At 58.3% G+C, this 24113-nt stretch carries 23 protein-coding genes; 15 read left to right on the forward strand and 8 right to left on the reverse strand.

The genetic code is table 11. From position 1 onward, the window contains the following. Positions 1 to 4: 4 nt before the first annotated feature. Together HY26_RS06205 and HY26_RS06210 are read right to left on the reverse strand one after the other, a co-directional pair. The gene (locus HY26_RS06205) at positions 5 to 709 is read right to left on the reverse strand and encodes an RlmE family RNA methyltransferase (RefSeq protein WP_051600156.1); all 705 of its coding nucleotides are present in this window, start codon (positions 707 to 709) and stop codon (positions 5 to 7) included. Next, a complete protein-coding gene (locus HY26_RS06210) occupies positions 706 to 1851 on the reverse strand; it encodes a Ppx/GppA phosphatase family protein (protein WP_112073110.1) in 1146 nt (381 codons plus the stop codon). The genes HY26_RS06205 and HY26_RS06210 overlap by 4 nt, the downstream gene beginning before the upstream one ends. Before the next feature lie 132 nt (positions 1852 to 1983). On the opposite strand from HY26_RS06210, the gene hspQ reads away from it, so the two are divergent. Beyond that, a complete protein-coding gene (hspQ, locus tag HY26_RS06215; protein WP_051600165.1) occupies positions 1984 to 2355 on the forward strand; it encodes a heat shock protein HspQ in 372 nt (123 codons plus the stop codon). Positions 2356 to 2358: 3 nt separating this feature from the next. On the opposite strand, the gene HY26_RS06220 is transcribed toward hspQ, so the two are convergent. Both HY26_RS06220 and rfaE2 read right to left on the reverse strand, forming a co-directional pair. Further along, positions 2359 to 2544 carry a hypothetical protein gene (locus HY26_RS06220; RefSeq protein WP_112073111.1) on the reverse strand — a complete coding sequence of 62 codons (186 nt, stop codon included), beginning with the start codon at positions 2542 to 2544 and terminating at the stop codon, positions 2359 to 2361. After that, positions 2541 to 4007: a D-glycero-beta-D-manno-heptose 1-phosphate adenylyltransferase gene (gene rfaE2, locus HY26_RS06225; RefSeq protein WP_112073112.1), complete on the reverse strand. Its 1467-nt coding sequence runs from the start codon at positions 4005 to 4007 to the stop codon at positions 2541 to 2543. The genes HY26_RS06220 and rfaE2 overlap by 4 nt, the downstream gene beginning before the upstream one ends. A gap of 107 nt (positions 4008 to 4114) precedes the next feature. On the opposite strand from rfaE2, the gene HY26_RS06230 reads away from it, so the two are divergent. The 3 genes from HY26_RS06230 to HY26_RS06240 all read left to right on the forward strand — a co-directional run bounded on the left by HY26_RS06230 (position 4115) and on the right by HY26_RS06240 (position 7700). Next, positions 4115 to 5638: a deoxyribodipyrimidine photo-lyase gene (locus HY26_RS06230; RefSeq protein ID WP_112073113.1), complete on the forward strand. Its 1524-nt coding sequence runs from the start codon at positions 4115 to 4117 to the stop codon at positions 5636 to 5638. Between the two features lie 99 nt (positions 5639 to 5737). Beyond that, positions 5738 to 6964 carry a cyclopropane-fatty-acyl-phospholipid synthase family protein gene (locus HY26_RS06235; RefSeq protein ID WP_112073114.1) on the forward strand — a complete coding sequence of 409 codons (1227 nt, stop codon included), beginning with the start codon at positions 5738 to 5740 and terminating at the stop codon, positions 6962 to 6964. 22 nt (positions 6965 to 6986) lie between these two features. Then, a complete protein-coding gene (locus HY26_RS06240) occupies positions 6987 to 7700 on the forward strand; it encodes an SDR family NAD(P)-dependent oxidoreductase (RefSeq protein WP_112073115.1) in 714 nt (237 codons plus the stop codon). On the opposite strand, the gene HY26_RS06245 is transcribed toward HY26_RS06240, so the two are convergent. From HY26_RS06245 to tpiA, 3 genes are all read right to left on the reverse strand, one after another. After that, a complete protein-coding gene (locus HY26_RS06245; RefSeq protein WP_034767986.1) occupies positions 7697 to 9334 on the reverse strand; it encodes a CTP synthase in 1638 nt (545 codons plus the stop codon). The genes HY26_RS06240 and HY26_RS06245 overlap by 4 nt on opposite strands. 63 nt (positions 9335 to 9397) lie before the next feature. Next, a complete protein-coding gene (secG, locus tag HY26_RS06250; protein ID WP_034768106.1) occupies positions 9398 to 9868 on the reverse strand; it encodes a preprotein translocase subunit SecG in 471 nt (156 codons plus the stop codon). An 86-nt stretch (positions 9869 to 9954) separates the two neighbouring features. Further along, a complete protein-coding gene (gene tpiA / locus HY26_RS06255) occupies positions 9955 to 10698 on the reverse strand; it encodes a triose-phosphate isomerase (RefSeq protein ID WP_034767985.1) in 744 nt (247 codons plus the stop codon). Positions 10699 to 10793: 95 nt separating this feature from the next. Here tpiA and HY26_RS06260 point away from each other — a divergent pair, with 95 nt between their 5' ends. The 6 genes from HY26_RS06260 (at position 10794) to lexA (ending at position 17335) form a co-directional block, all read left to right on the forward strand. Then, complete coding sequence (locus HY26_RS06260) at positions 10794 to 12698, forward strand: peptidylprolyl isomerase (protein WP_158531431.1); 1905 nt, start codon at positions 10794 to 10796, stop codon at positions 12696 to 12698. Then, complete coding sequence (trpE, locus tag HY26_RS06265; RefSeq protein WP_112073117.1) at positions 12695 to 14122, forward strand: anthranilate synthase component I; 1428 nt, start codon at positions 12695 to 12697, stop codon at positions 14120 to 14122. Before HY26_RS06260 ends, trpE begins: the two co-directional genes overlap by 4 nt. After that, complete coding sequence (locus HY26_RS06270) at positions 14119 to 14697, forward strand: aminodeoxychorismate/anthranilate synthase component II (RefSeq protein ID WP_034767980.1); 579 nt, start codon at positions 14119 to 14121, stop codon at positions 14695 to 14697. Before trpE ends, HY26_RS06270 begins: the two co-directional genes overlap by 4 nt. Before the next feature lie 57 nt (positions 14698 to 14754). Next, entirely contained in the window at positions 14755 to 15789 is a 1035-nt protein-coding gene (trpD, locus tag HY26_RS06275) for an anthranilate phosphoribosyltransferase (RefSeq protein ID WP_112073118.1), read from the forward strand. Beyond that, the gene (trpC, locus tag HY26_RS06280) at positions 15786 to 16589 is read left to right on the forward strand and encodes an indole-3-glycerol phosphate synthase TrpC (RefSeq protein ID WP_112073119.1); all 804 of its coding nucleotides are present in this window, start codon (positions 15786 to 15788) and stop codon (positions 16587 to 16589) included. Before trpD ends, trpC begins: the two co-directional genes overlap by 4 nt. Before the next feature lie 62 nt (positions 16590 to 16651). After that, positions 16652 to 17335: a transcriptional repressor LexA gene (gene lexA, locus HY26_RS06285; RefSeq protein ID WP_034767975.1), complete on the forward strand. Its 684-nt coding sequence runs from the start codon at positions 16652 to 16654 to the stop codon at positions 17333 to 17335. 281 nt (positions 17336 to 17616) lie between these two features. Here lexA and HY26_RS06290 read toward each other — a convergent pair whose 3' ends face one another. Continuing rightward, positions 17617 to 17856 carry a hypothetical protein gene (locus HY26_RS06290; RefSeq protein WP_139068970.1) on the reverse strand — a complete coding sequence of 80 codons (240 nt, stop codon included), beginning with the start codon at positions 17854 to 17856 and terminating at the stop codon, positions 17617 to 17619. A gap of 18 nt (positions 17857 to 17874) precedes the next feature. On the opposite strand from HY26_RS06290, the gene gltX reads away from it, so the two are divergent. The 5 genes from gltX to HY26_RS06315 all read left to right on the forward strand — a co-directional run bounded on the left by gltX (position 17875) and on the right by HY26_RS06315 (position 23976). Then, the gene (gltX, locus tag HY26_RS06295; RefSeq protein WP_112073120.1) at positions 17875 to 19350 is read left to right on the forward strand and encodes a glutamate--tRNA ligase; all 1476 of its coding nucleotides are present in this window, start codon (positions 17875 to 17877) and stop codon (positions 19348 to 19350) included. A 29-nt stretch (positions 19351 to 19379) separates the two neighbouring features. Then, positions 19380 to 20684 (forward strand): citrate synthase, encoded by a 1305-nt coding sequence (locus HY26_RS06300; protein WP_034767971.1) that lies wholly within the window; start codon positions 19380 to 19382, stop codon positions 20682 to 20684. Between the two features lie 120 nt (positions 20685 to 20804). Further along, positions 20805 to 21473, forward strand: a complete 669-nt coding sequence (gene purQ, locus HY26_RS06305) for a phosphoribosylformylglycinamidine synthase subunit PurQ (protein ID WP_034767970.1) — start codon at positions 20805 to 20807, stop codon at positions 21471 to 21473. Positions 21474 to 21512: 39 nt separating this feature from the next. Further along, a complete protein-coding gene (locus tag HY26_RS06310; protein ID WP_051600154.1) occupies positions 21513 to 22991 on the forward strand; it encodes a sulfotransferase in 1479 nt (492 codons plus the stop codon). Beyond that, positions 22975 to 23976, forward strand: a complete 1002-nt coding sequence (locus tag HY26_RS06315; protein ID WP_034767968.1) for an adenosine deaminase — start codon at positions 22975 to 22977, stop codon at positions 23974 to 23976. Before HY26_RS06310 ends, HY26_RS06315 begins: the two co-directional genes overlap by 17 nt. Positions 23977 to 24113 lie beyond the last annotated feature (137 nt).

Consider the following 24113-nt stretch of genomic DNA (forward strand, 5'->3'; position numbering starts at 1 on the left):
CAGCCTATCCTTTGAAACCCTTTGCCACGACGAAGATTTCCGGACTCCCTGCCCGGCTTGCAGGTGGCTTGATATGCTTCACGCTTGTGAAGTTCGCTTTGAGCAGATCCAGGACTTCTTTCGTCGCGCCGCCCTGGAAGACCTTTGAACAGAAGCTGCCGCCCGGTGCGAGATGCTCCACGGCGAACGCTGCTGCCATTTCCACGAGTGCGACCGTGCGCAGATGGTCGGTTTGCTTGTGACCGGTTGTGTTTGCCGCCATGTCAGACAGGACAAGGTCGGGTGCGCCGGTCAGTCCCTTGAGGAGCTCAGCCACATCATCTGGATTGTTGATGTCACCCTGCACGATGTGGACACCTGCCAACGGTTCGACCGGCAAGAGGTCGATCCCGGCGATTTCACTGGCGCCCTTGATCTGGGCGACCTGCAGCCAGCCGCCTGGCGCACAGCCAAGGTCGACCACGCGCTGGCCACGGCGGAACAGGTTCAGCTTTTCATCGATTTCCAGCAGCTTGTAAGCAGCCCGCGCCCGATAGCCTTCTGACTTCGCTTTCTGGACATAAGGGTCCTGCAGTTGGCGTTCGATCCAGCGTTTGGAACTTTCGTTCTTTGCCCGGTGCGCAATGATTTTGCGTTCGCCCATCCGCCGCCCGGATGTTCCGCGCTTTTCCGACGGGCCTTTCCAGCGGCGTTTTTCATCATCCGTCATGGGGACACTTCCGCTGTCGGGTTTTTGTCTTTCGGAGGCCCAGATGCGCCGTCCGGTAATTCGGCCTTGCCGGAGCGCCGGCGAGTGCCGCGCTTTCTCGGGCCTTTGCCACCATACATCATGGACAGCAACAGGCCCTCCCGCAGGCCCCTGTCTCCAACGCGCAACCGGTCGCCCGGGAAGGCATCCCAGATCGACTGCATGATTGCGCAGCCAGACAACATGAGGCCAGCCCGTTCTTCTCCGATGGTCGGCAGCGTGGCGCGTCCTTCCAGCCCGAGATCGCGCAGCAGTTTTACCGCCGCGTCCGCCTCTTCGCGGCTCATCCAGCTGCCATCAACCTTGTCGCGCCTGTAGCGGTCAAGTTTGAGGTGAACCCCTGCAAGACAGGTAACCGTGCCGGACGTACCGATCAGATGGGAGCCATCCTGCCCCATGGCCCGGCTGACGCGTTCCGTTCCCTTCCAGGCGCGGATCACTTCGCCGCAATAGTCGAGCATGGCAGGGAACGCCTCTTCCTCCGGCAAGTGTCCGAACCGCTCATGCAGCGTGACCACGCCGAGTGGCAAACTGGTCCAGTCCTGGATCGGCGCACGTTTGACGAGACCATGAGAACCGCCTTCGCGGGCGACCTTGGCGTTGACCCAGGACAGTTCCGTCGATCCGCCGCCGATATCGACGACGAGAACCGTCTTGGCGTCGTCTGCCATCAGATCGTGGCAACCAATTGTCGCCAGACGTGCCTCTTCCTTGGCATTGATGATCTTGAAGGTGAGTCCTGTTTCTTCGTGGACGCGCCGGATGAAATCCGGCCCATTTTCCGCCTGCCGGCAGGCTTCGGTCGCGATGCAGCGCACCCGCCCCACGCCATGGTTCTTCAGTTTCCGGCGAATAGCCTTCAAGGCGTCCAGCGCTCGCTCAATGGCGGCGTCAGACAGCCGGCCGGTTTCGTGCAGCCCCTCGCCCAGACGTGCTATCTGGGAATGCGAATCAACGACGCGGAAGGATTTCCCCCACGGCTCCGCCACGAGCAGGCGGCAGTTATTTGTTCCAAGGTCAACAGCCGCATAAAGCGGTCCATTGCGCCCTTTGCGCGAACCACGCCGGTTTCCCCGACGGTTCGCCGCTTTTTTGTCAGCCATGATGTGGCCCAAACTGAGTTCTTGGGGCAATCTCTACCACAGGAGACGTAAATGACCAGTAGACGTAGCCTGTTGGGATGGTTGACCGGGGGACGCGGCCGCAAGCGCAAGCCGTCTGCCGATGCGCCGTATGTGCTAGACCGTCCGGTTGACCGGAACGTCAGCTACAATGCTGTTTCCACCTTTACGGCGAAATACCAGATCGGCCAGGTCGTCCGTCACCGCCACTTCCCGTTCCGCGGAATCATTTTCGATGTGGACCCGCAATTCGCGAACACAGACGAATGGTACGAGGCGATTCCGGAAGAAGTGCGGCCTCGCAAGGACCAGCCCTTCTACCACCTCTTCGCGGAGAATGAGCGCACACACTACATTGCCTATGTGTCCGAGCAAAACCTCGTGCCGGATGACTCGGCACAGCCGCTCAGTCATCCTGATATCCAGGAATGGTTCAATGTGACGTCCCGCGGCACATATGAGCTTAAAAAGGGCGTAGCGAACTAGAGGTCAGTTTGCCGGGGCGGCGCCGGGTCTGTCCCCGTTCTCCAGAATGATAATCACCTCATCCCAGTGTGCCAGCGCCTCGGTATCCCCCTGAGCGGCCACTTCGGCAGCGCGCAACGTGGCGATCACAGCCGCATCTTCGCCGTACTGGGCGGACAGTTGGGCGGCAATGCGCGCGGCTTCACTCATGTTTCGCCTGCCTTGGCCCGTGCAATCGCTGCCGTTGTGGACTGGCCATCCAGCGTTGGCACAATGTGGACGGTTCCGCCGCGCGCGAGCACCACATCCGCCCCGACGATTGTGTCCAGCGTGTAGTCACCGCCTTTGACGAGAAGATCCGGCTGCAAGGCTTCGATCAATGCGGCGGGCGTGTCTTCGTCAAAGACAACAACGGCGTCCACAACTGTCAGCCCTGAAAGGACACGCGCACGGGATTCCGCATCATTGACCGGCCGCGTGGGCCCCTTGAGGCGCTTGACCGAGGCATCGGAATTCAAGCCGACGATCAGGCGGCCGCAGCGGTTCTTGGCCTCTTCCAGCACTTTCAGGTGCCCGGGATGAAGGATGTCGAAACAGCCATTGGTGAAGCCGACCGTCAGACCTGCGTCGCGCCATATCGAGACCTGCGAAAGCGCTGTTTCTAGGGGGATATGGCTGACCCCGCCATGGTCCAGACCCATTTCGAGCGCGCCGCGCAACTCGTCTGCCGACACTGTCGCCGTGCCGGATTTGCCGACGGCGATACCGGAGGCCGCGATTGCCAGATCAACGGCCTGACCGAGCGTGCCTCCGCCGGCCAGTCCGAGGGCAAGTGCGGCAATGGACGTATCCCCCGCCCCCGACACGTCATAGACCTCACGTGCCTTCCCGGCCTTGTGGACCACGTCGCCATCTTTCGTAATGAACGACATGCCTTTGGCCGCACGGGTCACGACAACGGCCTTTGCTGGCAGGGTTTTGCTCGCCGCTGCGAGGGCGGCTGCTGCATCCTGATCAGTCTCCGTCGGCATGCCGAACGCGTGGGCGAGTTCGTGGCCGTTCGGCTTGATCAGATCGACCGCGCCATAGCGGCGAAAGTCTCGCCCTTTCGGATCGGCAATCACGGGAATGCCGAACGCTTCTCCGGCATCGAGTGCCGCCTTGATGACGCCATCCGTCATCGCCCCCTTGGCATAGTCCGACAGGATGATGAGGGCAGCATCCGAGGACACTTGATGGATCGCTGAAACGAGCTGGTTCTCTGTGTCTTGGCTTATGCCGGCGACCTCTTCCGCGTCCACTCGCAACAATTGCTGAGAACCAGCTACAAAGCGCGTCTTGAGCGTCGTGGGGCGGCCGCGCATTGCGATCAGGTCGGCTTCGACATTCTGTAACTTGCCCAGAAGAGCGGCCAATTCCCGCCCCTCGGGATCGTCGCCCACAACGCCAATAAGAGCCGTATGCAGCCCGAGCGAGGCAAGGTTTCGAGCGACATTCCCGGCACCGCCCGGCATGGAGGCTTCCCGCGTCCGGCGCATGATTGGCACCGGGGCCTCGGGCGAGATGCGGGAGACGTCGCCATAAACAAAGCGATCGAGCATCACGTCGCCGACGCAAACGATTTTCCGCCCGGCCGCCTTCGCGATCAGGTCTATCAGGGAAGCGCGCGCCATCAGCCGCTTACCGTTCCGGCCAAAAGGGAATCGGACATGCTCTACTCCGGTTTTTCTGAGGATATAGCCGCTGACATAGTCTCGTAAAAGGTGAAGCCGCATGATGGATGGATCCAAACGAACTTGCGGTACGTATCTTTGTCGAACGTCAACGCTTCAGGAAGATCGACCTGCCTGCTTCATCTGCCCCCATTATTGTCTGGTTTCGGGAGGATCTTCGGCTTTCCGATAACCCGGCAGTGCACGCAGCAGCCAAACAAGGTCGGCCGATCATCTGCCTGTTCATCCACATGGATGGGAAGAACGGCGAACGCAGTCTCGGCGGCGCTTCGCGTTGGTGGCTCGACAAGTCCCTCAAAGCACTCTCGCGCGATATCGAACAGCTGGGTGGACAGCTGACAGTCCGGGCAGGCGATGGCAGCGCCTGCCTGGACAAGGTGATCAACGAGACCGGAGCCGACACGGTGTACTGGAGTCGCCGCTATGGCGCCGCCGAACGTGAGACGGATGCGGAAGTCAAAGCGCACCTGAAGGATCAGGGCATTGATGCCAAAAGCTTCAATGCCCGCCTGCTTGTGGAACCCTGGGTCCTGAAAACGGGATCGGGTGGCTTCTACAAGGTATTCACGCCATACTGGAAAGCGCTGCGTGCCTGTTATGAAGCGCCCGAGGCCCTGCCCAGACCGAAGGACTTGTCAGGTCCAAAGGTGTATTCGCTGGCAATTGATGAGTTGGGCCTGCATCCCGAAAAACCAGACTGGTCGACCGGCTTTGATGCCATGTGGTCGCCGGGGGAAGCCGGGGCTTCAAAGCGCCTCAAAGCATTCCTGGATGCCCCGATCGATACTTATCCTGAAGAACGGAATCTTCCGGGCAAGGACGACGGAACCTCGGGCCTGTCGCCTCATCTTCGGTTCGGAGAGATTGGCCCGGCACAGATATGGCGCACAGTGACATCCGCGATGGAAGCAGGACACATCGGCGAAGACGGTGGCTGGAAATTCCTGTCGGAAATAGCGTGGCGGGAATTTTCCTATGTCCTGCTCTATCACGAACCTGATCTGGCTGAAGCGAATTACAACTCAGATTTCGATTACATGCCATGGCGGACCGACAAGGACGCATTAAAAGCATGGCAGACCGGACAAACGGGATACCCGATCGTTGACGCCGGCATGCGGCAATTGTGGAAAACCGGCTGGATGCACAACCGTGTCCGGATGATCGTTGCCTCTTTCCTGACCAAACATCTGTTGCTGCACTGGCGAGATGGCGAAGAATGGTTTTGGGATACTCTGGTAGACGCAGACCCTGCATCCAACCCGGCGAGCTGGCAGTGGACGGCAGGGTCCGGTGCAGACGCGGCGCCCTATTTCCGTGTGTTCAATCCGATCACGCAGGGCGAGAAATTCGATACAGATGGCGCTTACGTCCGGGGCTGGTGCCCGGAGATTGCTGCGCTGCCAGACAAATATCTCCACTCGCCATGGACGGCTGATGAACAGACGCTGTCGCAGGCCGGAATTAAGCTTGGCGCGGATTATCCGAACCCGCTTGTCCAACATAAACCCGCTCGCGAGCGGGCCCTTAACGCCTATGAAACCCTTAAATCTCAACGCTCAAACGCCTGATACTGGATGTCAATGAAACAGGAATTTCCGGAAATAGTTGGATTCGATGGACCATTCTGGCAAAGTAGGGCGAGTTCCCTACTGCCAGAGGGAGATGAAATGACCGGGACGATAACAGCTTCGCCCAACACGATCCGGACCCTTAAAAACGTTCCGGCCAGTTTCAGGATTGCCTGTCTTGCTCTCCTGAACACACAGCATGGAACGCTGGAATTCAGATTACCCGATGACCGGCAGCTCGTATTCCGGAATAGTCATCCGGGCCCACATGCAATAATATCCGTACACGACTACAATTTTGTCAAACGCGCCATGGCGGGCGGCGATGTCGGCTTCGCGGAAGCCTACATGGATGGCGAATGGTCGACACCCGACCTTACAGAAGTCCTGCGTTTCTTCTCGGCGAATTTTGAGGCCACTGGAAGACTTGCGGTCGGCGGCGCGGTTGTGCGCTGGGTCAACATGGTCCGCCACGTCTTTTCCAGCCGGAACACACGAGAGGGCGCGAAGAAGAACATCAAGGCCCACTACGACCTTGGTAATGATTTTTATTCCCTTTGGCTCGATCCCTCCATGACATATTCGTCGGCCGTGTTCGAAAGTCCGAACATGACGATGGAACAGGGCCAGCAGGCGAAGTACCGGAACATCTGTGACCGGATCGGCGCAGGCCCATCCAGCGAAATCCTCGAAATCGGATGCGGCTGGGGCGGCTTCGCGGAATTCGCCGCAAAACAACGCGGATCGAAAGTGACCTGCCTCACTATCTCCCCCTCTCAACGCGACTATGCGATGGAGCGGATGCAGCGCGAAGGCCTGAGTGAGCGCGTAGAGATCCGTCTGGAAGACTATCGAGACCACACCGGCAAGTATGACGGCGTCGCCTCCATCGAAATGTTCGAAGCCGTCGGCGAGTCTTACTGGCCAAGCTACTTCGCCAAGATCTTTGAAACCCTGAAAGACAGCGGCAAGGCGGCGCTTCAGATCATCACGATCGACGATGACCTGTTCCCGAAATACCGCAAACGCGTCGACTTCATTCAGCGTCACATCTTTCCGGGCGGCATGCTGCCGAGCGAGAAAGCCCTGAAGGAACAGTTCCAGCTGGCCGGTTTGCGTCATGACGGTGTGACCTATTTCGGTCAGGACTATGCCCGCACCTGCCGTGAATGGTCGCGCGCCTTCAATGACGCCTGGGACCAGATCGCTAAACTCGGCTTTGATGAACCTTTCCGCCGCATGTGGAACTTCTACCTCGCCTATTGCGAGGCAGGGTTCTCGGATGGGCGCATCAATGTCGGCCAGTTCCAGCTCTCAAAAGCTTGAACAATTCTGGGACCGCCAACTCATGCAAGCGATAGTATTCGGCGCCTCTGGCGGTCTCGGCGCTGAGCTTGTTGCCCGGTTATCCGAGCGGCCGGAAATCCGTCGGGTTCATGCGATATCCCGCAGTGGCCCAGCTGCGACCGGCAAGGTCACGCCTCACGCCGTGGATATCACCGTAGAATCTGACTTGGCCCGCCTGTCAGACACGTTGAAATACGAAGATGATATCCGTCTGGTTATTATCGCGACTGGCATTCTCTCGGATGGCAATGCACTTCAGCCCGAAAAATCCTATCGACAGCAGTCCCTGCAGGCTTTTGAACGTGTATTCCGTGTAAATACATTTGGGCCTGCGCTGGTCGCTCGGTTTTTTTTGCCTCTGATGCCAAGGAGCGGACGGGCTGTGTTCACAGCGTTGTCTGCGCGTGTTGGATCTATTGGAGATAATCGTCTCGGCGGCTGGCATGCCTATCGTGCATCCAAGGCGGCTCTGAACATGCTCCTTCGCAATTATGCGATCGAACAGGCTCGCCTGAATTCAGATTTCATTGTTGCGGGCCTGCACCCCGGGACCGTGGATACCCTCCTGTCCAAACCATTCCAAGGAAACCTGCCGGACGGGCAACTGTTCACGCCACCAAACGCGGTTTCCCACCTGCTTCGAGTGATCTACGGTTTGACGCCCGCCGACACCGGAAAATGTTTCGACTGGGCTGGAAAGGAAATTCCAGCTTAGACCAGACGGCTCTGCTTCACCGCCGCATCGATAAAGCTGGCAAACAGCGGATGCGGCTGGAACGGACGGGATTTCAGCTCCGGGTGGTACTGAACACCGATGAACCATGGGTGCGCCGGGATCTCGAAGATTTCAGGCAAAGTGCCGTCGGGCGACATGCCGGAGAATAGTCCGCCGGCCTTTTCGAGCGCCTCGATATAGGCCGCGTTGACCTCATACCGGTGGCGGTGACGTTCCGAGATGTCGAGGGTGCCGTAGATTTCCGCGACCTTGCTGCCTTCCTTCAGGCGGGCCGGGTAAGCCCCGAGGCGCATCGTGCCTCCCTTGTCGCTATCTGCGGTGCGGACCTGCTTCTCGTTGCCCTGTGTCCACTCTTCCATCAGGCCGACAAGCGGGTTCGGTGTCGAGGGATTGTTCTCGGTCGTGTTGGCGTCTTCGATACCGGCCATGTGGCGCGCGGCTTCGATCACCGACATCTGCATGCCGTAGCAGATGCCGAAGCACGGTACTTTGCGTTCGCGCGCAAAACGGGCCGCCCGCATCTTACCGTGGGCGCCACGTTCGCCGAAGCCGCCCGGCAGGATGATGCCGTGAACGCCTTCGAGAATGTCGAGCGGGCGATGCTCGTCATCGAATTCCTCGGAATTGATGAGCTTCACCGACACTTTGACATTGTTGGCCAGACCACCATGACTGAGCGCCTCGGCAACGGATTTGTAGGCGTCCGGTACATCGGTGTATTTGCCAACAAGTCCAATGCAGACTTCACCGTCCGGGTTGTGGATCGTCGTGGCGATTTTCTGCCAGCCAGACAGGTCAGGTTCTGGCGCATTGTCGATACGGAAGTGCGCGAGCACTTCTTTGTCCAGCCCCTGCTCGTGATAAGCTTCCGGCACGTCGTAGATATGCCGTACATCACGGGCCTCGATCACGCTGGACGGTCGGACGTTACAGAAGCTGGCGATTTTGCCTTTTTCATTTTCCGGGATGGGCCGGTCGCAGCGGCACAGCAAGACCTGCGGCTGGATACCGATGGATCGGAGTTCCTTCACCGAGTGCTGGGTCGGTTTTGTCTTCATCTCGCCGGCCGCCGGAATGTAGGGCAGCAAGGTCAGATGGATGAAGCAGGCACGGTCTGGCCCCAATTCCTGGCCCAGCTGCCGAATGGCCTCGAAGAATGGCAGGCCTTCGATGTCACCTACCGTGCCACCGATTTCGCACAACACGAAGTCCACGCCCTCCCCCGGATCGGAGAGGACGAAGTCTTTAATTTCATTGGTTACGTGCGGAATGACCTGGATCGTCGCGCCGAGATAGTCGCCACGCCGTTCTTTCTCGATGATGTGCTTGTAGATCCGCCCGGTTGTGATGTTGTCCGACTGGCGCGCCGAGACGCCAGTGAAGCGCTCATAATGGCCGAGATCAAGGTCGGTCTCCGCCCCATCATCGGTCACAAAAACCTCGCCATGCTGGCGGGGGCTCATCGTGCCCGGATCGACGTTCAGGTATGGATCAAGTTTGCGCAAACGGACGCCATAGCCGCGTGACTGCAGCAATGCGCCGAGGGCGGCGGAAGCGATACCCTTTCCAAGGGAGGACACCACGCCGCCTGTAATGAAAATATAGCGGATCATGGGAACACCCTGATGCCGTGATTCGGTTTTAGCTGGCGCGCCAAAAACAGAGGCGCAGGCGATTTATTGGGGATTACCACTTTCAGGCGCAGGCGCAGGCGTTTCCGGTTCAGCTGCGGCCTCGCCCGTTCCTTCTGCTGGTTCCATTGCAGCATCCGGTGTCGTGACACTCTCGTCCGAAAGGCCGGACTGCCCGGAAAGCAGCGGAGCCGACGGATCGAAAAGATCGGTGGGTGTGCTCGGCGCAGGTGAAGTGTCCTCTGGCGCCAGCACGCGCTCAATGTCCGACCGTGTATCGGTTTCACGGTTGGCCAGAGTGGTCAGCGCGAGACTGGTGATGAAAAAGATCGCACCAAAAATGATGGTCGAACGCACGACAGCGCCCGCGGCACCGCGGCCAGACAGCAGCGAGTTTGCACCACCGCCACCACCGCCGCCGATCCCAAGACCGCCGCCTTCCGACTTCTGAACCAACACCAGCCCGATCATGACCAGGCAAGCGAGGATGTGGATCACCAGGATAACGTTCTGCATGACAAATCCGATACGTTTCGTCCAAGGCGCCCGCATATAGGCAATGCGCGCGCAGGCCAAGTGCTGCCTTCAGTCAGAATGGTAAATCAGGCTTTTGCGTAAATGGCGAGAAAGTCGGTCGCCTTCAAGCTTGCACCGCCAATCAGGCCGCCATTGACGTTTTCCACCGCCAGCAAATCGCCAGCATTGTCCGGTTTCATGCTGCCGCCGTAAAGGATCGGGATGAGGTCCGCCTCAGAACCGAACACATCTGCGAGACAGGCCCGCAGGGCATTGTGCATTTCGTCGACCGCCTCGACAGTGGCGACATTGCCGGTACCGATTGCCCAGACAGGCTCGTAGGCGATGACCAGGCTGGCTGCGGCAGCGCCCTCAGGAATCGATGCGCGCAGCATGCCCGTGACGACCTCAATCGCTTTCCCGCTGTCCCGTTCTGCGGCTGTCTCGCCGACACAAATGATGGGGGTGATGCCCGCGCGAAGCGCTGCTGCAGCTTGTGAAGCCACAGCTTCACTCGTTTCACCATGGTCTGCGCGGCGCTCTGAATGCCCAACAATCACATAGGACGCACCAGCGTCGGCGAGCATTTCAGCGGAAACATCACCGGTATGAGCTCCGCTCTCATTGGTGTGGCAGGTTTCTCCGCCAATCTTGAGTGCCGAGTCCCGAGTCTGTTCGGCAGCCTGCATGAGAAGCGTTGCCGGAACGCAGATCAGCGCCTCGATATTTTCCTTTGCCGGGGTCACGCCACCCGCAATCGCGACGATTTCCACCAACGAGGCGCGAAGCCCGTTCATCTTCCAGTTCCCGGCAATAAGTGTCCGTGCCATCAGCGTTACCTATCTTGATTGACTTTGCCGGGTCGCCTAGCAAGCACTGAGCCATCCTGCAAATAGTTGAAAGTACCAGCCTCATGCTCGCGCTGATGAAACGCCTGACCCAATCGATTCTTGGCAAGTTCATTGCCATGATCATCATTGCAGGCATGGCGTTCTGGGGCGTCGACCAGATTTTCAACCAGGTCCGCAACGGCCTCGGCTCCGACCTTATGGCTGCCGGAAAGTCTTCCGTTACGGTCGAGGACTTTGACCGGCGTATCGAAGTTATGCTGCGGAACGTGAACCTGCAGAACGACGACCCGATCACCAAGGATGAAGCGCTCGAGCGCGGTATGGTGGATCAGGTTTTCCAGCTCGAACAGTCCCAGACGACCATTCTTGGCTTTGCGTCCAAAATCGGCGTCGCGCCCTCTGCAGATGCCGTGGTGGCGGAACTCCGGAAGCAGGATGCCTTCAAGAACCCGCTGACGGGCGAACTGGACCTTGCGACATACCAGCGCGTTCTGGCGCAAAACCGGTTCTCGCAGGAGGAGTATGAGGACCAGGTAAAGAGCGATCTGACCCTTCAGACTCTCCAGACAGCGACAATCGCAGGTCTGATGGCACCAGACGTGATGAAGGCCGTCCAGTCGCGTTACCTAGCTGAATCCAGGGATGTGGCCTGGTTCATCCTCGATGCGGCCGATGTGCCGAAACCGGAAGCACCCACAGAAGAAGAAGTTCTTGCCTTCTACAATGAAAATCTCGACGCGCTGAAACAGCCGGAGCGGCGCGGGATTGATCTGGCAAAGGTGTCTGCTGACGATTTCCTGAGCCAGGTCGAAGTCACCGAGCAGGAAGTCGCAACCATCTATGAAGCTGGCAAGTCGGAACGCTTTTCCGAACCTGAACAGCGAACATATGTCGAGATGATGTTCGACTCCCGGGATGCCGCCCGAAACGCTTTCGGCGCCCTTGCCGGTGGCGCCGATCCCTCTACCCTTCAGGGGGTTGTATCCCGCGAGTCCAAAATCTCCTTGGCCGAAGAAGTGGAAGACCAGCTGCTTCGCGACGCAATGTTCGGCCCGGGCAAGCAAAGTGGCGCGCTTTTCGGACCGAAGGATATGGGCGATGGCCGGTGGCTGATTGCGCGTCTCGTGTCGATCCAGCCGGGCGCTGTTTTTCCGATTGAATCCGTAGCTGAAGAAATCCGTACAGGCCTGGCACGCGAACGGGCGACGCTGCTTCTGTATGATAAACTTGAAGCCCTCGATCGCTCTATCAATGCGGGATTCGATCTGAACCAGATCGCGGACGAACTCGGAGTTCCGGTGATATCATTCGAGCCGGTCGACAAAAACGGATACACTGAAGATGGCTTGCCAATGATCGGCTTGCTTGATGCGGGCGATGCTTTCCAGCAAGCCTTCACCATGAATGTGAACGACACGTCGAGCCAGTTCACAAAAAATGATGCGACTTATGTCATCTCCACCCGCAAGATTGTTCCGCCTTCCACACCGGACTTTGAAGAGGTGAAGGACGATGTGCGTCAAGCTCTCGTCATGCGCAATGAGGGCGAAGCGGCCCAAAAGGCGGTCCAGGCCATCAAGGACAAGATCGAAAGCGGAACCTCAACGCTCGAAGCCGAAGCGCGCACTGTGAATGCCGAGATCGAAACACCCCCTGCTTCGGTGACCCGGATGAACGCTGAAGACAGCGGACTGCCGAATTCAGCGATTGGTGGCATCTTTTCCGGAAAGCCCGGTGAAGTCTTCACCTATCCCAATCGCGCAGGCGACAAGTACATGATCGTTCAGCTCAAGTCTGTAAATGATCCGTCTGCAGCGGACCTGAGCGCCGCAGCTCCGAACGCTTCAAGCGTCCTGATCTCCACACTCGATTCAGACCTGGCAGAAGCAATGGAAGCTGAAATGGCGGGTGCCGTGAAGCTCCGGGTCAACAACGCAGCTTACAACGCCTACAAGGCGTCGATCTCGACAGACCAATGAGCCAGGCCAAACTGATCGTTCGCCGGCGGATCGGGGATGTCGAAACGCCAGTAGGTGCCATGTTGAAACTGGGTGTCGACACACCTGGCAGTTTCCTGTTCGAGTCCATCGCCGGCGGGGAGCGGCTTGGCCGTTATTCTTTCATCGGCGGTGCACCGCAGATCTGGTTTCGGATTCTGGATGGCGTGGCTGAGACCGCTACTCAGGCGGACTTCTCCGACGCGAAGCGTTTTGAGGGTACGCCCGTGGAGGCTTTGCGTGCGTTTGTGACCTCTGCCCGGGCTGAAACTGAAGAAGACCTGCCGCCCATGGCTTCTGGCGCATTTGGATATGTCGGTTACGACATGATCCAGCATGTCGAACCGGTCACAATAACCAAACCTGCAGCGCTCAATGTGCCTGAGGCGCTATTGGTTATTCCGAAAGTCGTCATTGTGTTTGATCACATCTATCAGGAATTGCTGCTGATTGGACGGATCGAAAATGGCAATGAGGATGAAATCAATCGGCAGCTCGACGAAATAGAACAGCAGCTCCAGTCACTGCCCGTCCTGCCCCCAGCGGACCAATCGGCAGAGCCGGTCGAACTGACTTCTAACACAAGCAAGGAGCGCTATTTCGAGATCGTCGACCAATGCCGGGAGTACATCAAGGCAGGCGATATCTTCCAGGTAGTCCCCAGCCAGCGCTTCTCGACACCGTTCAACAAGAAGTCGATCAGCTTCTATCGTGCCCTCCGGAGGCTAAACCCCTCGGCATTCATGTTTCACATGAACCTCGGCGACGTCCGCCTTGTCGGCTCCAGCCCTGAAATTCTTGTTCGTGTCCGGAACGGACGCGTCGCCATCCGGCCAATCGCCGGAACTCGTCCGCGTTCCGGCGATCCGCTGGAAGACGCGAAACGGGCTGAAAGCCTGCTGAATGATCCTAAGGAAATTGCCGAACACCTCATGCTGCTAGATCTCGGCCGCAACGATGTCGGCCGTGTCGCTGCATACGGAAGTGTTCAGGTGACGGAACAGTTCATCGTCGAGCGCTACAGTCACGTGATGCACATCGTTAGCCATGTCGAAGGCGACCTACGGGAAGGCTTAGACGCGGTCGATGCGCTGTTTGCAGGCTTCCCTGCCGGGACGGTCTCCGGGGCACCAAAGATCCGCGCCATGCAGATCATCGACGAAATGGAAACAAACGCCCGCGAGATTTATGGCGGCGCGGTGGGTTATTTCGGCTGGAACGGTGATCTGGATACCTGCATCGCTCTGCGGACTGCTGTCCTGAAAGATGGCAAGCTTCATATTCAGGCGGGAGGCGGCGTCGTGCTCGATTCCGATCCGCAGTACGAATATGACGAGACCCAGCACAAGGCCGGAGCCTTAAAACGCGCCGCCGAACTGGCTGCAGCTTACGAGTTCGACCAATGAGCCGGAAGAAAATCCTCGTCATAGACAACTATGACAGCTTCACCTGGAACCTCGTCCACTATCTGGAAGAGCTGGGCGCAGACACGACGGTTGTCCGCAACGATGAAATGACAGTCGAAGACGCGCTGGCGAGTGGAGCCGATGGCGTACTCCTTTCCCCTGGTCCGTGCACACCAAATGAAGCCGGGATCTGCGTCGACTTTATCCGGCAAGCGCCGGACGATCTGCCCATTCTCGGCGTCTGCCTTGGGCATCAGTCCATCGGGCAGGCTTTTGGCGGGAAAGTGATCACCGCCCGGGAAATCCGGCACGGCAAGTTATCGGACATTCACCAGAGCGGCGGTGACCTTTTTGAAGGGCTGCCAGAAACGTTCCGCGTGGTTCGCTACCACTCACTAGCCGTCCGTCCGGAAGACCTTCCAGAGGATCTGGTCGCGGATGCCTACACTGACGATGGCGAAATCATGGCTCTGCATCACAAGACCCGTCCGGTCTATGGGGTGCAATTCCACCCGGAGAGCATCCTGACAGAGCACGGTCACGCGCTCCTAAAGAACTGGCTCGACAAACTCTGAGCCATGCCTGGGTCAGCTATTGAGCGACGGGACCAAGACCGCTATCGGTTGCGGCCCATGACTGACACTTCTCTCTCTATTGCGCTCAAAGCGCTCGCGCGTCGCGAACCGCTCGAAGACGACATGCTGAAAGGCGCGTTCGATATGCTCCTGTCAGGAGATGCAGCGCCTGAAGAAATCGGCGCATTCCTGATGGGTCTGGCGGTGCGCGGTGAAACCGCTGATGAACTGACAGCCGGCGCAACCATCATGCGACAGCACGCACGCAAGGTTGCGACGGACGGGCCCCTGCTCGACACCTGCGGTACCGGCGGTCTCCCCTGGAAAAGCCTCAACACCTCCACCGCCAGCGCGATCGTTATCGCTGCGGCGGGTGGCCGTGTCGCCAAGCATGGAAACCGCTCCGTACCACCTAAGACGGGCTCAGCGGACGTGCTGGAGTCGCTTGGAGTAAATCTGGAGATCAGTGAGGAAGAATTCCTCAATTGCCTTGACGGCGCAGGCGTCGCCTTCCTGTTTGCCCGCAGTCATCACAGCGCTATGCGCCATGTTGCGCCTGTTCGGGCCAAGCTCGGGATCCGCACCATCTTCAACCTGCTTGGTCCGCTGACCAATCCCGCAGGCGCCTGTCACCAGGTACTTGGCGTTTTCGGTCCGGAATGGGTGCACCCGATGGCTGAGACTCTTGGCCGCCTCGGGACTGAACGAGCCTGGGTGGTACACGGGCTCGACGGAATTGACGAACTCTCGATCGCCGGACCGAGCAAGGTCTGCGAGGTGACGGAAGACGGATCACTGAAAGACTTCGAGATTCATCCCTCGGATGCCGGATTGGACACTCATCCCCTTTCGGCCCTGGAGAGTGAAGACGTCGCCGGCAACGCGCTGGCAATAACCGAGCTGCTGGATGGACATGAAACTCCCTTCCGCGCGACAGTATTGCTGAACGCGGCGGCGGGCCTGCATGTTCATGGCAAGGCAGCAGACCTGAAGGAAGGCGCTGGCATGGCGGCCGAGGCCATCGATTCAGGAAATGCAAAACAGACGCTTCGCAAGCTCGTGGCGCTTTCTCGGGGCGAACCGCTCGAATGACAACGGCGCTGGACAAAATCATTGAGTACAAGCGCGATGAGGTCGCGGCTCTGAAGCGCGAGACCTGTTTCTCCGACCTGGATAACAAAGCCCGGTCCGCGGGTTCACCGCGTGGGTTCGCCAAAGCCCTTTCGGCCGTTACCGACACGGATCAGAATGCATTGATCTGCGAACTGAAGCGCAAAAGCCCTTCCGCAGGTGAAATCCTGCCTGGCGCCGATCCTGTCGGAATCGCGACGGAGTACGAAGCGGGTGGCGCGGCATGCCTGTCGGTTCTGACGGATGGCCCAAGCTTTGGCGGCAGCCTTCAGGACTTTGCCGCGATCCGGAGGGCCGTCAGCATTCCCATGCTACGCAAGGACTTCATGATCGATCCGATACAGGTTGCCGAAGCCCGTGCCTGGGGGGCGGATTGCGTGTTGGTCATCATGGCAAGCCTGGACGACGGACAGGCAGCCGAACTGACAAGTTGCGCGATCGACTATGGAATGGACGTCCTTGTGGAGACGCACAATGAAGCTGAGCTCGAACGTGGTTTGCGCTTGCCGTCGCAGCTGATTGGCGTGAACAATCGCGATCTGAAACGCATGGTGACCGAACTGTCGACCACTGAGCGGCTGGCGCCTCTCATACCTCAGGACCGGCAACTGGTGGCGGAAAGCGGCATTTCCACACCGGAACATATCGTTCGACTGCGGAAGTGCGGGGCACGACGCTTCCTGATTGGTGAAAGCCTGATGAAGCGTGGATCGCTCCGGCAGTCCGCTGTCGCAGCGCTCCGCGCCGCCGGGAGCGATTGACCCGAACGGTGAACACATGTAGAACACATGTGAACAAAGATTCGGACCCAAGGCGGCTCAACATGTTGACTAGCAAGCAAAAAGAGCTCCTGCTCTTCATCAATGAACGTATCAAGGAAACGGGTGTCTCCCCATCCTTTGACGAGATGAAAGAAGCGCTCGATCTGGCATCGAAATCCGGCATCCACCGTTTGATTACCGCGCTCGAAGAGCGCGGCTTCATTCGCCGTCTCGCGCACCGGGCTCGCGCTCTGGAAGTCCTGAAACTGCCAGAGTCTGCGGTGGCGAGTTCCACACCCCGCGGCCGGAAGGATTTCCGCCCTGCTCTTGTCTCTGCAGGCCGCCCAGCTGCAGAAGCTTCGCCCCGTACTGTGCCGTTGATCGGACGGATTGCAGCGGGTCTGCCGATCTCAGCCATCCAGCAGGACAATGGTCATGTGAATGCGCCCGATGGCCTGTCTGATAGTGAGGAGCATTTTGCTCTGGAGGTTCAGGGGGATTCGATGATCGACGCCGGCATTCTGGAGGGTGACATCGTGATCTGCCGCCGGACGGAATCGGCGAGCACCGGCGATATCGTTGTGGCACTGATCGATGGTGAGGAAGCCACACTGAAGCGTTTGCGCCGGAAAGGTGCCTCTGTGGCGCTTGAGGCTGCCAACCCAGCCTATGAGACCCGTATCTTTGGCCCGGACCGTGTCGCCGTGCAGGGTCGCCTGGTTGCGCTTGTTCGCCGCTACGACTAGGGGCACGCCCGCCAAGGTCGCTTTCCGCATTTTGGTGCTCTCTGAAATATGAGCCCCTCTCCACCGGCCTTGACGGTGATACCACCCGATTGCAGCACGTCGGGCCACCGCAAATTCGTGCCCCACCCTTCCAGCATGACGGGATCTGCATCGGACTTGATGACAGGTGCAGCGACCATAGCGGTCCGGACTGCACCAGCAGTGAACCCGCCGGATATCCCCAGCAGAACCAATGCAGGAAGGCTCAGCAGAGACATCCTCTATGTCAGACGGCAGGTCATTCAAAAGGCGCCAGCGATGATTGTGGCAACGACACAGGGCCAGATCAGAGGCTCAGTCTTCCGCGAGAAATAGACAATTACTCCCGCACAAAGGGAAAAGCCGAGCAGCAGCGGGCGAGTATCGATTTCCGTTATCGACCAAAGGCTGGCCCACAGTGCTGCAATAGCTTGCGCCAGCCCCTTGCCTTCAGGAGCAACCTTGTGTTTCTGCCAGCCGGGACGCCTCATTTGTAGCATCAATCGGAGCCCTCACGAGACATGGACATCGTCACGCGATTTGCCCCCTCTCCCACCGGCATGCTCCATATTGGCGGTGCCCGTACGGCACTTTTCAACTACCTGTTCGCGAAACACAACAACGGGAAGTTTCTTCTCCGTATCGAGGACACCGACCGCGAACGCTCTACGCCAGAAGCAACCGCAGCGATCCTTGAGGGCATGGAGTGGCTCGGACTGACACCGGATGAGCCCCCGATAATGCAGTTCGAACGCGCAGGACGCCATGCTGAGGTGGCTGAAGAGATGATACGGCGTGGCACGGCATTCCGCTGCTACACGACGCAGGAAGAGCTGCAGGCGCGGCGAGAGCTTGGTAAAGAAAAGCGCCAGGCGGCCAAGGCTGAAGGGCTTTCTGAAGATGAAAAAGCTTCGCTACTGGCCGAGGCACATGCCCTGTTGGCCCCTTACCGCTCTCCGTGGCGTGATGGCGCCCCGCCGCCAGCCCAGGATGCCCCATTCACCGTACGACTGAGAGCTCCCGATGGCGGAGAGCGTGTTCTGGAAGATGGCGTACAAGGGACCGTCCGCATCCTGGCGGGTGAACTTGATGACCTCATCCTGCTCCGCGCCGACGGCACCCCGACCTATATGCTGGCGGTCGTCGTCGATGACCATGACATGGGCATCACCCATATTATCCGAGGCGATGACCATTTGCGGAACGCCTTCCGCCAGATCCCGATCTATGAGGCGATGGGCTGGAATATTCCGAAGATGGCGCATGTTCCGATGATTCATGGTGCCGATGGCGCCAAACTATCCAAGCGCCATGGCGCACTCTCGACACTCGCCTATCGCGAGATGGGCTACTTGCCGGAAGCGATGCGGGCCTATCTTCTGAGGATCGGATGGAGCCACGGCGACCAGGAAATCTTCACCGATGAAGAGGCCATCGCTGCTTTCGACATCTCAGGAATCAACCGAGCACCGGGCCGCCTAGACCTGGACAAACTCGGCCAGGTCAATTCGCACTTCCTGAGGCTCGCTGACAATGACCGCCTTTTCACGCTGCTAAGGCCATACTGGGAAGCCGCGGGCACTATCGACGACGCAGAACCGCGTCTGAGAGCAGCCCTTCCTCACATGAAGGATCGAGGCACGACCCTGCCTGAACTGGCGCAATCTTTTGCATTCCTGCTGGCCAAAAGGCCTTTGGAATTGAACAAGAAAGCGCGCAAAGCTGTCTCCGGGGAGGGGCTTGACCGTTTGCGCGGGTTGCGCGACGTACTGCAGCAACTGCCGGAATGGACGGCAGATCATATTTCGGTGACGATATCTAATTATTGCACTGCACAAGGTCTATCTATGGGGCAGATAGGCCAACCGCTACGCGCTGCACTCACAGGCGGCCTACCAGCACCGGATATTGCGCCGGTACTGGAGTGGCTCGGCCGCGAAGAAGCGCTTGGACGAATTGAGGATCAACTGGCGCCGGAAAGTTCTCCGGGCGCCTGAGAAACAAGAAGGGTTTGAAGGTAAGGCTGATGGAAAATAAAACGAAACCGAACGGCACTGCTAAACTGGATGTGGCCGGAAATTCCTATGACCTTCCGGTGCTTTCCGGAACACACGGTCCGGACGTAATCGATATCCGCCGCGTTTATGCCGAAACGAACCATTTCACGTTCGATCCGGGTTTCACATCGACGGCCAGCTGTGAAAGCCAAATCACTTTCATCGATGGAGATGAAGGCGTTCTCCTGCACCGCGGCTACCCGATCGGACAACTCGCCGAACAATCCACCTTCCCGGAAGTCTGCCATCTGATCCTGTACGGTGAGCTGCCTACGACGTCGGAACTGGAAGTGTTCAACGACACCATCAAGCAGCACACCCTGTTGCACACCCAGATGGACCGGTTCTTCGAGGGCTTCCGCCGTGACAGCCACCCGATGGCCATGCTGACGGCAACCGTGGGCGGTCTTGCCTCCTTCTATCCGGGCGCCATGGATAGCGAGGACCCTGCCGAGCGCCGTCTCAACTCGATCCGCCTTCTTGCAAAGATGCCTACCCTTTGCGCCCGCATCCTGAAATACAATCTCGGCCAGAAATTCGTCGATCCGCGGAACGAGTACTCCTACGCTGAAAACTTCCTGAACATGTGCTTCTCGGTTTCGGCTGAAGACTACAAAGTGGACCCGGCCATCGCAAAAGCCATGGACCGCTTCTTCATCCTTCACGCGGACCACGAGCAAAACGCTTCGACCTCGACAGTTCGCTTGGCAGGCTCTTCCGGCGCACACCCGTTTGCCGCGGTCGCTGCCGGCGTTGCCTGTCTCTGGGGACCAAGCCACGGCGGCGCCAACGAAGCTTGCCTCAACATGCTGCACGAAATTGGTTCGGTGGAGCGGATCCCGGAATTCATCGAGAAAGCCAAGGACAAGAATGACCCCTTCCGCCTGATGGGCTTCGGACACCGCGTTTACAAGAATTACGACCCGCGCGCCAAAGTGATGCGGGAATCGGCCCACGAAGTGCTCGATCTCCTGGGCCTCAAGGACACGCCAATCCTGAAGGTCGCGATGGAGCTGGAGCGGATCGCGCTTGAGGACGAATACTTCATCGAGAAGAAACTCTATCCGAATGTCGATTTCTATTCGGGCATCATTCTCGACGCGATCGGTTTCCCGAAGCAGATGTTCACTGTGCTGTTCTCTCTCGCCCGCACCGTTGGCTGGGTCGCACAGCTGAATGAAATGATCGACGATCCGACCCAGCGCATCGGCCGCCCGCGCCAGATCTATACCGGCGCAGCGAAGCGGGACTATGTTCCGATCGAAAAGCGCTGAGACGCAGCAGAATGATGCTGAAAGCGCCACCTGCCACAGTCGGGTGGCGTTTTCATTTCTGCTTCCTGAGAGGAATTACCCCGTTCCCTTCCGCCCCGACTCCTTGCTAAAGGGTGCGCCATGAAAACCGCTGTGATTGTCTTTCCAGGTTCGAACTGTGATCGTGATGCTCACGACGCACTCCTCAAGGTGACCGGCAAGGCACCGGCCATGGTCTGGCACAAGGACGGGACGATCCCCGACGGAACGGATTTTGTCATGGTCCCCGGTGGCTTCTCTTACGGGGATTACCTGCGTTGCGGCGCAATTGCGGGCAATTCTCCTGTCATCTCTCAGCTAAAGGCCCATGCCGAGCGCGGCGGATATGTTCTGGGCGTGTGCAATGGCTTCCAGATCCTTTGCGAAACGGGTCTTCTGCCGGGTGCCCTCATGCGCAACGCGTCGCTACATTTCGTCTGCAAGCCGCAGCCTCTGACCGTGGAAACCGCCAACACGGCATTCACCAGCGCCTACCAGGGACGCGATGATGTGGTTATTCCCATCGCGCACCATGACGGCAACTACTACGCCGATGACGCCACCCTCGACCGGATTGAAGGTGAAGGTCATGTCGCTTTCCGTTATGCCAAAGGCAGCAATCCGAACGGGTCCGCCCGGGATATTGCCGGCATTCTGAGCACAAACGGCCGCGTGCTAGGCCTGATGCCGCATCCGGAACGAGCTATCGGCGGCCACGAAGGTGGCGAAGACGGTCTTGCCCTGTTTGAGAGCCTGCTGACTGCGGCCTGAAGCGCTGGCCAGTCTCTTTCCGCCCCGGTATGAGGCGGTATGACTTCTTCTGTTGATCAGAACGTGCTGTCGGCCCGCCTTTCCGAAGCGTCTTCGCTTCGCAATGCCGGGCGCATTCCCGAAGCCATCACCGCTTACCAGGAAGTTCTGGCGATCGAGCCCGACCTTCCGGACAGCTGGTACAATCTGGCCTGGCTGCTGCGTCGCAGTGGGCAGCCAGTAGCCGCCCTGAAAGCCTATGATCAAGCGCTCGCTAGGCATATCTCCGGCCCGGAAGAAGTCTGGCTCAACAAGGGCGTCATTCAGGCTGATGATCTGCTAAATCCGGAAGCGGCAATCCAGGCGTACGAGACAGCTTTGGCGTTCAAAGAAGACTACGTCCCTGCCATCTTCAATCTGGCGAATACCCACGAAGATCTCGGTCATGCTGAACAAGCGATGGAACTCTACCAAAGGGCCCTCGATATCGCGCCCACGGACGCCGAGCCACTGGCAAGGATCGCGAATATGAGCCGACCAGAATCGACGGCTGCCCCCATTTTGAAGCAGGTTCAGGACGCCCTCAAACGTGACAACATCCCTGCGACATCGCGGGCGAACCTGGAGTTCTCTCTCGGCAAGATGCTCGATGTCATTGGTGAGTACGATTCAGCATTTGCCGCTTATGAGAGGGCGAACAAAGCCGCGGAAGCGGATCGACCACAGAACTTTCCGGCATTCGATTCCAGAAAGAACGACGCAATCATCGATTTTCTGATGGCGATGCCGACACCGGAAAAAATCGACCTACCCCACTCGCCCGTGCAGCCAGTGTTTATTCTTGGGCAATTCAGATCTGGCTCTACGCTGCTGGAACAGATCCTGTCGGGTCATAGCCAGGTTTCGACGATGGGTGAGCTTCCCTTGCTCGCGCAGATCGGCGCGGAATATTTTTCACCCTACCCCGCAAAACTCGCTGACGCGTCAAACGCAGAGATAGCTAAGGCTCGGAAGGAATATATTGCGAGGCTTGATACACGCCTGCCCGGCGTCACCGGCATTGTTACCGACAAACGCCCAGATAACTATTTTCATATCGGCATGATCCTTCGCCTCTTCCCGGAGGCGAAGATCCTCCACACCGTTCGCGACGCCAGAGACGTATGTCTGTCGACGTATTTCACGCACCTTGACCCTCATCAGATCCACGCGACGGATCTGAAAAACATCGGCTATCACTATCGGGCGTATGAGAAACTCATGTCGCACTGGAAGACGGCCGCACCGGACCAGATTCTCGATGTCCCCTATGATGCGCTTGTCAGGAATCCCGAACAGATCTTGCAGAAAGTGCTCGACTTTATCGGTCTGCCTTTTGAACAGGCCTGCCTAGAATTCCATAAATCAGCAGCACCAGTGAAAACAGCCAGCGTGTGGCAAGTGCGTGAGCCGCTCTACACGCGATCATCGGGACGCTGGCGGAACTATGAAAAACATCTCGGCCCACTTCTGGAGGTTCTGAATGGCGAAACACGCTGAATTGATCGCAAGCCTGCCAAAGGCGGAACTGCACCTTCATATCGAGGGAAGTTTCGAGCCGGAAATGATGATGGCACTCGCCGAAAGGAACAGGATCGACATCCCGTTCAAGACACTTGAAGAAGCAAAGGCCGCCTACGATTTTGCCAACCTTCAGGAATTTTTGGACCTGTATTATCAGGGCATGAATGTGCTGCGCACCGAGCAGGACTTCCATGATCTGACCTGGGCGTACCTCAAGCGCGCCAAAACTGACAATGTGCGCCATGTCGAGATGTTCTACGATCCCCAAGCCCACACAGAGCGTGGTGTCGCGTTCGGCACGGTGACGGAGGGCATCCTGGCCGCGCTGGAGCGTGGGAAAAAAGAACTCGGAATCACGTCGGAACTGATCATGAGCTTCCTGAGGCATCTCTCGGAAGAGGATGGCTTCGCGCTACTGGAAGAGTCAAAACCCTGGCACGACAAGTTCATCGGCGTGGGCCTCGACAGCTCGGAAGTTGGCCACCCGCCTCTGAAATTCGAACGACTGTTCGCCAAATGCAGGGAACTTGGTTTCAAACTGTGCCTGCATGCAGGAGAAGAAGGTCCGCCGTCCTATGTCCGCGAAGCATTACTCGACATCGGCGCGGATCGGATCGACCATGGAAATCGCGCCATGGAAGACCCGGCTTTGATCAAGATCCTGCATGATACGCAAACCCCGCTGACCAACTGTCCTCTCTCGAATCTTGCCCTTTGCGTGATCGATGACCTCAAAGACAGCCCGGTGAAGGCACAGCTGGAGGCCGGCCTGCTGGTCACCGTCAACTCTGATGATCCGGCCTATTTCGGCGGCTATATCGGCCGCAACTATGAAGCCATCGAGGAAGCACTCGACCTGACGGACAAGCAACTGGTTCAACTGGCGAAGAATAGTTTTGCTGCATCCTTTCTGCCGGAAGAAGACAAGATCAAGCTGATCCTGGAAGTTGATAGCGTCTGACACGCTCCCTCGGGAAAACGGCCTGGAGCCGCAGATCTACTGACTCCAACCGGCATCCAGAGATAGTTTTTGCAGCTGCTAAGCACGTTTTTAGATCAGCTAAAGTGTGATGGATCCGTCACACTTTTGCAATGATA

The organism is Hyphomonas sp. GM-8P (genome assembly GCF_003263315.1).
Lineage (GTDB): Bacteria > Pseudomonadota > Alphaproteobacteria > Caulobacterales > Hyphomonadaceae > Hyphomonas.